At 73.2% G+C, this 12,953-nt stretch carries 14 protein-coding genes; 8 read left to right on the forward strand and 6 right to left on the reverse strand.

Annotated elements, in window-relative coordinates:
- Positions 1-49: 49 nt before the first annotated feature.
- The 3 genes from ACZ4VW_RS12615 to ACZ4VW_RS12625 all read left to right on the forward strand — a co-directional run bounded on the left by ACZ4VW_RS12615 (position 50) and on the right by ACZ4VW_RS12625 (position 2,332).
- Positions 50-1,270, forward strand: a complete 1,221-nt coding sequence (locus tag ACZ4VW_RS12615) for an MFS transporter (RefSeq protein WP_467961355.1) — start codon at positions 50-52, stop codon at positions 1,268-1,270.
- Positions 1,267-1,680: a RidA family protein gene (locus ACZ4VW_RS12620; RefSeq protein WP_467961357.1), complete on the forward strand. Its 414-nt coding sequence runs from the start codon at positions 1,267-1,269 to the stop codon at positions 1,678-1,680. Before ACZ4VW_RS12615 ends, ACZ4VW_RS12620 begins: the two co-directional genes overlap by 4 nt.
- Positions 1,681-1,834: 154 nt before the next feature.
- Positions 1,835-2,332, forward strand: coding sequence for a hypothetical protein (locus ACZ4VW_RS12625; RefSeq protein WP_467961359.1), 498 nt, complete (start codon positions 1,835-1,837; stop codon positions 2,330-2,332).
- Here ACZ4VW_RS12625 and ACZ4VW_RS12630 read toward each other — a convergent pair.
- The gene (locus ACZ4VW_RS12630) at positions 2,284-2,817 is read right to left on the reverse strand and encodes a hypothetical protein (RefSeq protein WP_467961361.1); all 534 of its coding nucleotides are present in this window, start codon (positions 2,815-2,817) and stop codon (positions 2,284-2,286) included. The genes ACZ4VW_RS12625 and ACZ4VW_RS12630 overlap by 49 nt on opposite strands.
- Positions 2,818-3,012: 195 nt before the next feature.
- On the opposite strand from ACZ4VW_RS12630, the gene ACZ4VW_RS12635 reads away from it, so the two are divergent.
- A complete protein-coding gene (locus ACZ4VW_RS12635) occupies positions 3,013-3,981 on the forward strand; it encodes an ATP-binding cassette domain-containing protein (protein WP_467961362.1) in 969 nt (322 codons plus the stop codon).
- Positions 3,978-4,844, forward strand: a complete 867-nt coding sequence (locus ACZ4VW_RS12640; protein ID WP_467961365.1) for an ABC transporter permease — start codon at positions 3,978-3,980, stop codon at positions 4,842-4,844. The genes ACZ4VW_RS12635 and ACZ4VW_RS12640 overlap by 4 nt, the downstream gene beginning before the upstream one ends.
- 18 nt (positions 4,845-4,862) lie before the next feature.
- Here ACZ4VW_RS12640 and ACZ4VW_RS12645 read toward each other — a convergent pair whose 3' ends face one another.
- Both ACZ4VW_RS12645 and ACZ4VW_RS12650 read right to left on the reverse strand, forming a co-directional pair.
- Positions 4,863-5,489, reverse strand: coding sequence for an FMN reductase (locus ACZ4VW_RS12645; RefSeq protein ID WP_467961367.1), 627 nt, complete (start codon positions 5,487-5,489; stop codon positions 4,863-4,865).
- Between the two features lie 3 nt (positions 5,490-5,492).
- On the reverse strand, positions 5,493-6,569 hold the full coding sequence (locus ACZ4VW_RS12650; RefSeq protein ID WP_467961369.1) for an LLM class flavin-dependent oxidoreductase: 1,077 nt from the start codon (positions 6,567-6,569) through the stop codon (positions 5,493-5,495).
- 150 nt (positions 6,570-6,719) lie between these two features.
- On the opposite strand from ACZ4VW_RS12650, the gene cbiE reads away from it, so the two are divergent.
- Positions 6,720-7,961, forward strand: coding sequence for a precorrin-6y C5,15-methyltransferase (decarboxylating) subunit CbiE (gene cbiE / locus ACZ4VW_RS12655; RefSeq protein WP_467961371.1), 1,242 nt, complete (start codon positions 6,720-6,722; stop codon positions 7,959-7,961).
- On the forward strand, positions 7,958-8,707 hold the full coding sequence (gene cobM / locus ACZ4VW_RS12660; protein ID WP_467961372.1) for a precorrin-4 C(11)-methyltransferase: 750 nt from the start codon (positions 7,958-7,960) through the stop codon (positions 8,705-8,707). The genes cbiE and cobM overlap by 4 nt, the downstream gene beginning before the upstream one ends.
- 110 nt (positions 8,708-8,817) lie before the next feature.
- Here the strand turns inward: cobM and ACZ4VW_RS12665 are convergent, their stop codons facing one another.
- Together ACZ4VW_RS12665 and ACZ4VW_RS12670 are read right to left on the reverse strand one after the other, a co-directional pair.
- Positions 8,818-8,892, reverse strand: coding sequence for a 50S ribosomal protein bL37 (locus ACZ4VW_RS12665; RefSeq protein ID WP_099895366.1), 75 nt, complete (start codon positions 8,890-8,892; stop codon positions 8,818-8,820).
- An 83-nt stretch (positions 8,893-8,975) separates the two neighbouring features.
- Entirely contained in the window at positions 8,976-10,085 is a 1,110-nt protein-coding gene (locus ACZ4VW_RS12670; protein WP_467961374.1) for a cobalt-precorrin-5B (C(1))-methyltransferase, read from the reverse strand.
- A 21-nt stretch (positions 10,086-10,106) separates the two neighbouring features.
- On the opposite strand from ACZ4VW_RS12670, the gene ACZ4VW_RS12675 reads away from it, so the two are divergent.
- Positions 10,107-10,847: a cobalt-precorrin-6A reductase gene (locus tag ACZ4VW_RS12675; protein WP_467961376.1), complete on the forward strand. Its 741-nt coding sequence runs from the start codon at positions 10,107-10,109 to the stop codon at positions 10,845-10,847.
- Between the two features lie 3 nt (positions 10,848-10,850).
- Here ACZ4VW_RS12675 and ACZ4VW_RS12680 read toward each other — a convergent pair whose 3' ends face one another.
- Positions 10,851-12,893, reverse strand: a complete 2,043-nt coding sequence (locus ACZ4VW_RS12680) for a PA14 domain-containing protein (protein ID WP_467961378.1) — start codon at positions 12,891-12,893, stop codon at positions 10,851-10,853.
- Positions 12,894-12,953 lie beyond the last annotated feature (60 nt).

Below are 12,953 nucleotides of genomic sequence, written 5' to 3' on the forward strand. Positions count from 1 at the left end.
TTCGACGCGCCCTCCCGGCCGGGAGGGCTTTTCATGGAAGGGATTCTGGATGTTAGATATCCAGATTGAACGTGGCGCGTGGGCCCGGGTCGGGGCGGTCACGCTCGGCATCTTCACCGTGATGACGGCGGAGCTGCTGCCGGTCGGTCTGCTCACCCCGGTCGCGGCCGAGCTGAAGGTGTCCGCCGGTACGGCGGGCCTCATGATCACCGTCCCGGGGCTGGTGGCCGCCGTCTCCGCCCCGCTGATCGCCCTGCGGGCGGCCGGGGCCGACCGACGCACGGTCCTCGTCGGCCTCATGGCGCTCGTCGCCGTCGCCGGCCTGGCCACCGCGGCCGCCGGTCACTTCGCGGTGGTTCTCGCCGCCCGGGTCCTGCTCGGGGTCGCCATCGGCGGCTTCTGGGCTCTCGCGGGCGGTCTGGCGCCCCGGCTCGTCCCGGCCGGCGACGTGGGACGCGCCACCGCCGTGATCTTCGGCGGGGTCTCGGCCGCCTCCGTGCTCGGCGTCCCCGCGGCCACCGTGGCGGCGGAATGGACCGGCTGGCGCGGGGCGTTCGCGGCTGTGGGGGTCGTGGCGGTGGCGGCGACGGCCGGTCTGGCGGCGCTGCTGCCGCGCCTGCCGGGCGAACGACGCGCTCCGGGACTCCGCCGGGGCGCCCGTCCCGGGGGCCGTACCGGCGTCCGCTCCGGCCTCACCGCGCTGTCGCGGCTGCCGCGCGAGAACACCCGCGTCCGCACCGGTCTGCTCCTCACCCTCCTCCTGGTGACCGGGCACTTCCTCGCGTACTCCTTCGTGCGGCCCGTGCTCGCCGAGCACTCCGGTGTCGCCGAGAACCTCGTCGGCGTGCTGCTCCTCGGGTACGGAGTCGCGGGCGTGGCCGGGAACTTCCTCGCCGCGCCCGCGGCCGGCCGCTCCCCCCGCCGTACTCTCGCCGTCATCTCCGCCGGCCTGACCGCCGTGCTCCTGGCGTTCGCCCTCGCCCGCGGTGCGACCCCTGCCGGTGCCGGACTGCTGCTCCTGTGGGGGCTCGCCTACGGCGGGGTCTCCGTCGGGCTTCAGTCGTGGTTCATGGCCGCCGCGCCCGACGACGTGGAGACGGCGACCGGCCTCTACGTCAGCGTCTTCTGCCTCTCGATCGCGCTCGGCGCCCTCCTCGGCGGGCTGCTCGTCGACGCGACCACGCTCGTCGCGGTGCTCTGCACGGGCGCCGCGCTCACCCTGGCCGCCTGCACGGCGGCCGTACGTCACGGAAGGACACCCCTGTCATGACCCACGGCGACCAGCGCACGATCACCAACCCCGACACGCTCCACGACCCGTCCCCCTTCGGCTACAGCCACGCCGCCTCCGCCCCCGGCGAACTCGTCTTCATCGGCGGCCAGTACGCCTCCGACGCGACCGGCGCGCCCGTCCCCGGGGACTTCTCCGCCCAGGTCGAGCTGTCCTTCACCAACCTGCGGCGCGCGCTCGAGGGCGTGGGGCTCGGCTTCGAGCACGTCGTGCGCCTCGGCTCGTACGTCGTCGACCACGACCTCGGGAAGCTGGAGGTGCTGGGCAAGGCGCTGCACAGAGCCTTCGGCGACCGGCTGCCCGCGCAGACGCTCAGCGGGGTCGCGTCCCTGGCGCTGCCCGGGATGCTCTTCGAGGTCGACGCGGTCGCGGTGCGGCCGGCGGCCTGAGTCCCGGCGTGACGGGCACCCCGGTGCCCTCTGGCTGCCTGAGTCCCGGCGTGAACGGGCGCCCCGGTGCCCCCGGCCCGGTCAGGTTGCGGGGGCGGGGGTTCCGGGTGTGCCCTGGAGGGTGCAGGGGGGCGAGAGGGAAGGAGCTCCTGCCATGGCCGCACACGCAGCGGTGCCGAACCGCAGGCACCAGAGGACCGGCCAGGGTCTGCACGGCCGGAGTCTGCACGGCTGGGCTCTGCCCGTCACGCTCGGCCTCGCCTACGGCATCTACGCGGCGGCGATCCAGCGCGACGGTGGCGTCATCACCTGGGGCCAGGTCCTGCTCGGTCTGGTCTCCGGCGTCGTGCTCGCCGGAGCGGTGTACGCGCTGCGGCAGCGCGGCCGCGTCCTGCCGCGCGAGCTGCGGGCGGCGGCCTGGGCGGTGCTCGCCGGCGGCGCGATCGGTTTCCTCTTCAGCGTGTCCGACGCGAGCGTGCTGTCCGCCACCGTGCTCGGCCTGGTGATCGCCGGCGGCACGTTCCTCGTCGCGTTCTACGTCTTCTACACGCACGAGGACGCCACGGGGACGGAACCCGCTCCCACCACGGGTGCGGCCCGTCCTCACACCACGGGCACGGAGGGTACCGCCGCCGTCGTGCGGCGGCGGTAGTAGGCGAGCGCGACGGCGGCGAGCAGCGGGGCCCAGGCGATCAGCGGGAGGTAGCAGGCGTAGAGCAGCGCCTCCTGTACCGGGCCCTGGGTGTGCGTGCCGACGGCGGTCGAGCCGATCCCGGCGAGCGCCGCGTACGTGAACCAGGCCACCAGCGCGGTGAGCCCGGCCGCCCCGCCCAGCGCGGCGGCGGTCGCACCGCGCGCGGGGACGGGCCGCCCGCCGAGGAACGGCAGCCGGCGCGGGAACACCTCGCCCCAGGAGCGGACCAGGCCGAGCGTCAGGAAGGCGAGCAGCTCGGCGACGACGGTCAGGACGACCTGGTACACGTTCTGCCACAGGCCCGGGTCGTCGGCCCGGGCGACGGGCAGCCCCATCGTCAGCGCCAGCCGCCAGAGCCCCGAGGGCAGCACGATCAGCGGGACGGCGTGCGCGGCGAGGGCGGCCCAACGGGGCACGGCGGGCAGGGCCTTGATCTTCGTCATGTGCCTCAGCGTGCCGCCGGGGCGCTCCGCCGCGCGTCGTCCCGACGTCCCGCTCCCCTCCGCCACGCGGCGGAGACGGGCCTCCTCCCGGGCGGCGCCTCCGGACCCCCGGCCCACCGTCCCCTGGCGTCCCGCCCCGCTCCGTCGGAGACTGGTCGGAGCGGACCCGACCCCCGCCCGCCGGGAGGACAGCGCATGACCGACCTCGCCATCGAGACCGAGGGCCTGGTCAAGGTCTTCGGGAAGAACCGTGCCGTCGACGGCATCGACCTGCGCGTCCCCGCGGGCATTGTCTACGGCGTCCTCGGACCCAACGGCGCCGGCAAGACCACCGCCGTCAAGATGCTCGCCACCCTCCTGCGCCCCGACGGGGGCCGGGCCAGCGTCTTCGGCAAGGACGTCGTCAAGGACGCCGACACCGTGCGAGGCCGGGTCAGCCTCACCGGGCAGTACGCCTCCGTCGACGAGGACCTGACCGGCACCGAGAACCTGGTCCTGCTCGGCCGGCTCCTCGGCCACTCCCGGTCCGGCGCCCGGGATCGCTCCGCGCAGCTCCTGGCCGCGTTCGGCCTGTCCGAGGCCGCCGACAAGCAGGTCAAGAACTACTCGGGCGGCATGCGGCGCCGTATCGACATCGCCGCGTCCATCCTCAACACGCCCGACCTGCTGTTCCTCGACGAGCCGACGACCGGCCTCGATCCGCGCAGCCGCAACCAGGTCTGGGACATCGTCCGGGCGGTGGTCGCCCAGGGCACCACCGTCCTGCTGACCACCCAGTACCTGGACGAGGCGGACCAGCTGGCCTCCCGTATCGCCGTCATCGACCACGGGAAGGTCATCGCGGAGGGCACCAAGGGCGAGCTGAAGTCCTCGGTGGGTTCGGGGTCGGTGCAGGTGCGGCTGCGCCACGCCGAGCAGCGCCCGGCCGCCGAGCGGGTCCTCGCGGCCGCGCTGAAGGCCACCGTTCAGCTCGACCCGGACCCGGTGGCGCTCACCGCCACCGTCGACGGCCACGGCACGGACCTGGGCGCCGCCGAGCAGGCCGCGCGCGCCCTGTCGGAGCTCGCCGGGGCGGGGATCACCGTCGACAACTTCGCGCTCGGCCAGCCCAGCCTCGACGAGGTCTTCCTCGCCCTCACCGACCGGAAGGGAACGACGGCATGAGCACCGTCGCCACCGGCAAGGACAGCCGCCAGACCGACGCCCTCGCCTTCGAGGCACCGCGCGCCGAGGATCTGGCCGCCCTGCTCGTCGGTCAGGAGCGCCCGCCGCGCCCCAGCGCGCTCGCCGCGTCGCTGACCTTCGGCTGGCGGGCCATGCTCAAGATCAAGCACGTGCCGGAGCAGCTGTTCGACGTGACGGCGTTCCCGATCATGATGGTGCTGATGTTCGCGTACCTCTTCGGGGGCGCCCTGGCCGGCTCGGTCTCGGAGTACATCCAGTTCCTGCTGCCCGGCATCCTGGTGCTGAGCGTCGTGATGATCACGATGTACACCGGCATGTCGGTGAACACGGACATCGAGAAGGGTGTCTTCGACCGCTTCCGGACCCTGCCGATCTGGCGGCCCGCGCCGATGGTCGGCTATCTGCTCGGTGACGTCGTGCGGTACCTGATCGCCTCCGCGGTCATGCTCACCGTCGGCATGATCATCGGATACCGGCCGGAGGGCGGGGTGATCGGCGTCCTGCTCGGGGTGGCACTGCTGCTCGTGTTCTCGTTCGCCTTCTCGTGGATCTGGACCATGTTCGGCCTGTTGCTGCGCACCGAGAAGGCGGTCACGGGCGTCAGCATGATGGTGATCTTCCCGCTGACCTTCCTGTCCAGCGTCTTCGTCCTCCCGGTGACCATGCCCGGCTGGCTCCAGGCCTTCGTGAACAACAACCCGGTGACGCACCTGGCGAACGGGGCGCGCGAGCTGATGGCCGGGAACTGGCCGACGGCGGACATCGCCTGGACGCTGGGATGGTCGGCGCTGCTCGTGCTGGTCTTCGGGCCGATCACGATGCGGATCTACAACCGCAAGTAGCCCCGCCGCGGCGGCCGGTCAGTCCAGGCGCAGGTCGGCGAGCTGCCGCTCGAACGGCACGACCTCGTCCTCGTCCGCCTCTCGGGCCGGGCCCCGGGCCGCGACCAGGTCGGCGAGGTCGTGTCCGGCGCGGGTGATCCGGGACGGCAGGCCGTCCGTGTACTCGTCGCCGCCCGAACCCCAGTCCTCCGAGGCCGCGTAGACGGCGGTCGGGACGACGAGCGCCCGCAGGTAGGAGAAGAGCGGCCGCAGGGCGTGGTCGAGGACGAGGGAGTGGCGGGCGGTCCCGCCGGTCGCGCCGATCAGCACCGGCGTGCCGGTCAGCGCGTCCGGGTCGATCAGGTCGAAGAAGGACTTGAACAGACCGCTGTACGAGGCGGTGAAGACGGGGGTCACCCCGATGAGTCCGTCCGCCCGGGTCACCGCGTCGATCGTCCGCCGGAGCTCCGCCGAGGGGAAGCCCGTCACGAAGTTCTTCGCGATGTCGACGGCGTGGTCGCGCAACTCGACGACCTGGACCTCGACCGCGTACTCCTGCTCGGTGAGCCGCTCCCGCGCCGCTTCGGCGAGCCGGTCGGCGAGCAGCCTCGTCGAGGACGGGGAGCTCAGCCCGGCGGACACGGCGACCAGCTTGAGGGTCTGCATGACTTACGCCTCCTGCGTACGTACGGCGGGGTGGAGCGGGGCGGTCTCCGGGACACCGGCGGGCCGCAGGTTGGCGAACTCCTTGCGCAGCACCGGCACGACCTCCTCGCCGAGCAGGTCGAGCTGTTCCAGGACCGTCTTCAGGGGCAGACCCGCGTGGTCCACCAGGAAGAGCTGACGCTGGTAGTCGCCGGCGTATTCCCGGAAGGACAGCGTCCGTTCGATGACCTCCTGCGGCGAGCCGACGGTCAGCGGCGTCTCCCGGCTGAACTCCTCCAGGGACGGACCGTGGCCGTAGACGGGCGCGTTGTCGAAGTAGGGGCGGAACTCGCGTACCGCGTCCTGCGAGTTCTTGCGCAGGAAGACCTGGCCGCCGAGGCCGACGATGGCCTGCTCGGGGGTGCCGTGGCCGTAGTGGGCGTACCGCTGCCGGTAGAGGCGGACCATCTTCTCCGTGTGCTGCTTGGGCCAGAAGATGTGGTTGGCGAAGAACCCGTCGCCGTAGTACGCGGCCTGCTCGGCGATCTCGGGGGAGCGGATGGAGCCGTGCCAGACGAACGGCGGGACGCCGTCCAGCGGGCGGGGCGTCGAGGTGAAGCTTTGGAGCGCGGAGCGGAACGTGCCTTCCCAGTCGACGACGTCCTCTCTCCACAGCCTGTGGAGGAGCGCGTAGTTCTCGATGGCGAGCGGGATGCCCTGCCGGATGTCCTGGCCGAACCACGGATAGACCGGGCCGGTGTTGCCGCGGCCCATCATCAGGTCCACGCGGCCGTCGGCGAGGTGCTGGAGGGTGGCGTAGTCCTCGGCGATCTTCACCGGGTCGTTGGTGGTGATCAGCGTCGTGGACGTGGACAGGATCAGGTTCTCGGTCCGCGCGGCGATGTGCCCGAGCAGGGTCGTCGGGGAGGACGGCACGAACGGCGGGTTGTGGTGCTCGCCGGTCGCGAAGACGTCGAGCCCGACCTCCTCCGCCTTGAGCGCGATGGCGACCGTGTTCTTGATCCGCTCGTGCTCGGTCGGGGTGCGGCCGGTGGTGGGGTCGGCCGTGACGTCGCCGACGGTGAAGATCCCGAACTGCATCGTGCTCACCTCTCGCCTCGGGGGCTGTTTGGTTGAATCGTAAACTATCCGCTTCAACGGCGCACCCCCGCCATCTGTTCCCGCGCCCTCCGGCCTGCCGGAACGCCCAGGCGGGAAGGCCCCGAACGGGCTCACGTAGAGTTCGCCGACGTGAGCACCGTTCCTCCAGCTGAGATATCGGTCGTCGGAATCGGCGCGGACGGCTGGGACGGCCTCCCCGAGAAGGCCCGCCGGGTCCTGCGCGCCGCCGAGGTCCTCATCGGCGGCCCCCGCCAGCTCGATCTGCTGCCCGCGCCCGACTGCCCCGGCGAGCGGGTCGCCTGGCCCTCGCCCCTGCGCCCCGCCGTCCCCGGCCTGCTCGCCGCGCACGCGGGCCGCTCCGTGGCCGTCCTGGCCAGCGGCGACCCGACCTTCTACGGCATCGGCCGCACCCTCGCCGAGACCGTCGGCGCCGACCGGCTCCACGTCCTCCCGCACCCCTCCTCCGCCTCGTACGCCTGCGCCCGCCTCGGCTGGCCCCTGGAGTCCGTCGAGACGCTCTCGCTGGTCGCCAGGCCGCTCGCCGCGCTCTCCGCCGCGCTCCACGACGGACGGCGGCTCCTCGTCCTCAGCGAGGGGGCCGGGACGCCCGGCGCGGTCGCGGCGCTGCTGCGCGAGAAGGGCTACGGCGCCACCCGGATGCGGGTCCTGGAACAGCTCGGCTCGGACCGCGAGCGGATCGTCGACGGCACCGCCGACACCTGGCCGGACGACGACCGGCTCGACCCCCTGAACGTCCTCGCCCTCGACTGCGTGCGCTCCCCCGACGCGCTGCGCCTCGGCGCCGTACCCGGCCTGCCGGACGAGGCGTACGAGAGCGACGGCCAGCTCACCAAGCGGTACGTGCGCGCGGCGACGCTCGCCGCGCTGGCACCCGCCCCCGGGGAGCTGCTGTGGGACATCGGCGGCGGCTCCGGCTCCATCGGCATCGAGTGGATGCGGGCCCACCGGTCCTGCACCGCGGTCGCCGTGGAGAAGGACCCCGAGCGGGCCGCCCGCATCGCACGCAACGCCGCCGCCCTCGGTGTCCCGGGGCTGCGGGTCGTCACCGCGGCCGCCCCCGACGGCCTCGCCGGGCTGCCCGTCCCCGACGCCGTGTTCATCGGCGGCGGCCTGACCGCTCCCGGCCTGCTGGACGCCTGCTGGGCAGCGCTGCCGGCGGGTGGGCGGCTGGTCGCCAACACGGTGACGCTGGAGTCCGAGGGGCTGCTGGCGGAGTGGTACCGAGCCCACGGCGGGGAGCTGGTCCGGCTCGCCGTCGCCCAGGCCGTCCCGGTGGGCGGCTTCACCGGCTGGCGCCAGGCGATGCCGGTCACGCAGTGGTCCGTAACGAAATCAGGAGTTGGAGCATGACCGTCTACTTCATCGGCGCGGGCCCGGGCGCGGCCGACCTGATCACCCTGCGGGGCGCCCGCACCCTCGCCTCCTGCGGCGTCTGCCTCTACGCGGGCTCCCTGGTCCCGCGCGAGCTGCTCGCCGAGTGCCCGCCGGACGCGCGCCTGGTCGACACGGCGGACCTGGACCTGGACCGGATCGTGGAGGAGATCGTCCGCGCCCACGAGGCCGGCCAGGACGTGGCCCGCCTCCACTCGGGCGACCCGTCCGTCTTCAGCGCGGTGGCGGAGCAGATGCGCCGGCTGGACGCGCTGGACATCCCGTACGAGGTCGTGCCGGGCGTCCCGGCGTTCGCGGCGGCGGCCGCGGCGCTCAAGCGGGAGCTGACCGTCCCGACGGTGGGCCAGACGGTCATCCTCACGCGCATCGCCCAGCAGGCCACGCCCATGCCGGAGGGCGAGGACCTCGCGACCCTCGGCCGCAGCGGCGCCCTCCTCGTCCTGCACCTGGCGGCCCGGTACGTCGACCGGGTCGTCTCCGAGCTGCTGCCCCACTACGGCGCCGACTGCCCGGCCGCGGTCGTGGCGATGGCGAGCCGCCCGGACGAGATCGTGCTGCGGGGCACGCTGGAGGACATCGCGGCCCAGATGAAGGAGGCCGGGATCACGAAGACGGCGGTGATCCTGGTCGGCCGGACGCTGGCGGCCTCGCAGTTCCGCGACAGCCACCTGTACGACCCGGCGCGGGAGCGCCACGTCTGCTGACGCGGACGCCGCACGTCGGCGGCGGGCGCGCGCGGCGCCGACACGGGACGCGGACGGGCCGGGCGCGAGAAGCGCGCCCGGCCCGTTCCGTTCCGGCTGGTCGGCAGGCCTCAGGCGTTCGGCCGCTTGCCGTGGTTGGCCTTCTTCTTCTTACGGGCCCGCTTCTTGTTGCCGCGCTTCGCCATGGGACTCCCTCTCGATCCGATCGGAGTTGTGCCGCGACAAGCCTAGGGACGCGAGGCCACGGCCGCATCCGCTGAACGGGCCGTCACGCCGCCGAGCGGCCCACCACCGTGCCCGCGCGGTCGATGCAGACGACGTCCACCGCGACCGGGGCGCCGCGCAGGACCGCGAGGGCCTCGTCACGGGCGCGGGCGGCCACCAGGTCGCCGAGGGGGACGCCCGCCGCCTCGCAGAGGCGGAGGGCCGCCAGGCCCGTGTTCGCCTCCGCGATCTCCGTGGCGAGGGCCTCCGAGGCGCCGCCCGTGCGGGCCAGGTCCGCGAGGAACGGCTTGTCCACCTGGGAGCGGGCCGAGTGGAGGTCCAGATGGCCCGCCGCCAGCTTCGACAGCTTCGCGAAACCGCCGCAGATGGTGAGGCGGTCGACGGGGTGGCGGCGGACGTACTTCAGGACCGCGCCCGCGAAGTCGCCCATGTCGAGCAGGGCGATCTCCGGCAGGTCGTAGAGCGTCGCCACCGTCTTCTCCGAGGTGGAGCCGGTGCACCCCGCCACATGGGTCAGGCCGGCCGCGCGGGCCACGTCCACACCGCGGCGGATGGAGTCGATCCAGGCCGAGCAGGAGTACGGCACGACGATGCCGGTGGTCCCCAGGATGGACAGCCCGCCGAGGATCCCGATCCGGGGGTTCCAGGTGGAGCGGGCGATCTCCTCGCCGTGATCGACGGAGACCGTGATCTCCACGTCGCCCGTCCCGCCGTGGGCCGCGGCCACCTCCGCCACGTGCGCGCGCATCATCTGCCGCGGTACCGGGTTGATCGCCGGCTCGCCCACCTCCAGGGGCAGGCCGGGCAGCGTCACCGTGCCGACGCCCGGGCCGGCCCGGAAGACGACGCCGGAGCCGGGCGGAAGGATCCGTACCGTCGAGCGGACCAGCGCGCCGTGCGTGACGTCCGGGTCGTCACCGGCGTCCTTCACGATCGCCGCCATGGCGTGGTCCGCCGTCAGCTCCTCGGCCGCCAGCGCGAACGACGGGCGCCCGCCCTTCGGCAGGGTGATCGTCACGGGGTCCGGGAAGTCGCCCGTGAGCAGCGCCGTGTACGCGGCCGTCGTCGCCGCCGTCGCACACGCGCCGGTCGTCCACCCCGGGCGCAGACCCGTGTGCTTGAGTTGGGCGTCGCGCCCGCCGCCCGAACTCATGAAGGGACTCCCATGGCTCCCGTGCACGTACTCATTCTCGGCGGGACCACCGAGGCCCGCGCTCTCGCCGGGCTGCTGCACCCCGTCATGCGGGTGACCAGCTCGCTCGCGGGGCGGGTCGCCAAGCCCCGGCTGCCCGTGGGCGAGGTGCGGATCGGCGGTTTCGGCGGCGCGGACGGCCTGGCGGCGTGGGTGCGCGAGCACCACGTGGACGCGGTCATCGACGCCACGCATCCCTTCGCGGAGAACATCAGCTTCAACGCGGCCCGGGCGGCCGCCACCGCCCATGTTCCCCTGCTCGCCCTGCGCCGCCCCGGCTGGGTCCCCGTCGAGGGGGACCGGTGGCACTCCGTCGCCTCCCTGGAGGAGGCGGCGGCCTTCCTCGACGGTCTGGGGGAGAGGGTGTTCCTGACGACGGGCCGGATGGGCCTGGCGGCCTTCGCCGACTGCCCGCAGTGGTTCCTGGTCCGCTCCGTGGACGCCCCGGAGCCCCCGATGCCGGCCCGCACCGAAGTCCTCCTGGACCGCGGACCCTTCACCCTCGACGGCGAACGCGACGTGCTCCACCGGTACGGCATCGACGTCGTGGTCACGAAGGACAGCGGCGGCGCGGCGACGGCCCCCAAGCTCGGCGCGGCGCGGGAGGCCGGCATCCCGGTGGTGATCGTCCGCCGCCCGCCGGTCCCGGAGGGCGTGGACCAGGCCACCACCCCCGCGGAGGCGGCGGCCTGGGCGCTGGGTCGGCCGGGCCGGGCCCGGTGACGGTCAGACGCGGTTCTGGTAGACGGTGCCCCACGCGTACGTCGCGACCACGCCGCCGTCGGCCCGCAGGGCCTGGAACGTGTAGAAGTACGTGTCCCCCGGCGTGGCCGTGATGTCCGACCAGCTCCTATCCGTCGCCGGAAGCAGATCGCTGTGCAGCGGCTCGTACGCCTTCGTCGCCGGGTTCCAGCGGCTGACCCGGTAGCCGGCGATCGGGTCGCACAGCGCGGCCTCGGTGCACTGCCAGGTGACGGTGGGTGTGCGCGCACCGGTGACCATGGTGTCCGGGCTGAAGCTGGTGAGCCGCCCCTCGCGCGGGACGGTCACGGACGGCCGGAGGTCCAGCTCGGTGGCCGTGACCGTAGGGACGGCCGCGCTGGTCGCAGGGTACAGAGAGTTGCCCCAGCGGTCCCTGGCCGTCACGGCGTACACATACGTCTCGCCGTCCGGAAGGTTGCCGCAGAGGATTGCGAGCGGATCGGCCGTGCCGTCCCCGCACCCGGTGCCGAGCCACTTGACCGTTCCGTCCGCCTGCCGTACGCCCGTCCAGGCCGCGTAGCGCTCGACGTCGTCCTCGGTCGACGCGGCCCAGGTCAGCAGGATGCCGTCGGTGCGCGGCGTGGCGGTCAGGCCGGTGACCGGAGCGGGCGCGACTCGGTCGCCGGTGCGCACGACGAGCGGGGCGGAGAGCGGAGACTCGTTGCCGGCCGGGTCCACCGCCGCGACGCCGTAGGTGTAGTACACACCCGGGGCCACGTCCAGGTCGCGGCACAGGCTGTCGGTGCTGGTGATGTCGCTGCCCTCGGAGCAGGTCACGCGGGTGAGCGCGGCGGGGTCAAGTGTGGTGCCGGGCGAGCGGTACACGTGGTATTGCCCGCCGTTGGCGAAGTCCTGGCCGAAGCTGTCGGGCTCCTGCCAGTACACCTCGGTCGAGCCGACGCGGACGACGGCTCCCAGGTTCGTGGGGGACTTCGGCGGCGTCCGGTCCACGCCGTCGCCGGTGATCACGGCGGAGTACGCCGACGGGTTGCCGAAGGCGTCGAGAGCACGGACGCGGTAGTACCGAAGCGTGTTCACGGGCGCGGTGGTCCAGTAAGACGTCGTGATCGTCGTGCCGAGCAGTTCGAACGGGCCGGTGGATGCGGAGGCCGCGTACACCTCGTACTTCGCGGCGTCGGCGACGGGCTGCCAGCCGACCCTGGCGTCCCACGCGTCGCTGACGATCGTCACGCCGGTCGGGGCGGCGGGCCCGGTGCGGTCCACGGTGGTGGTGGTCACGTCGAGGCTGCCGGTGGACTCACGGCCGGCCTTGTCGACGGCGCGGACCTCGTACAGGAAGGTCTGGCCCGTGAAGGGCGGCGCATCGACGAAGTATGGGGAGGTGAGCAGCGACGTGCCGCTTACCTTCGCCCAACTGGTGGCGCTCAGGCGGCGGTACACGCGGTACCCGGCGAGGTCCATCTCTTTGTTGGCGGTCCAGCGCAGGGTGGCTGTCGTCCCGTCGTATCCGGCGTAGAGGCCGGTCGGCGCGAGCGGGTTGACCGTGTCGACGGTCGCCGAGGTCCGGGGCGTGTACGTGAACGTGACGTTGGCATTGCCCGTCCAGGCCACGTAGTCCACGCGGATGGTGTGGCGTCCGGCCGGGACGGTGAGGTCGACGGTCTTGTACTGCGTTGTGGAGACGTTCCGCCACAGGTCGATCTTGCGCACCCCGTCGACGTACACGCGGATGCCGTCCTGCGTCGCGGCGGAGAAGGAGAACGGTCCGCCGGAGCCGAAGTCGCGGGTGACGGACCAGCGGACGGAGAAGTTGTCCGCGGGCAGGGTGACACCCGCCGGGTCGCCGAGGCCGTAGTTCTCGGCGACGGCGGTATCGCAGGCGGTCAGCTTGGGCGTGCCGCTGAACGTGGCGTTGGCGTAGTACTGCGCCGTCCAGACCGGGGACGCGCAGGCCACGGCCGCGGAGGCCGGGGTGGCGGTCAGCAGACCGCCGACGGCGGCGAGGACGGCCGGGACGGCCGACGCACTCAGCCGAGTACGAGTCATCACAGAGAGAAGGGGCCTTTCCGGACCAACACGAGAGGGAAGAGGAGTGGGGGAAAGGCG

Source organism: Streptomyces sp. NPDC029139 (assembly GCF_055564335.1).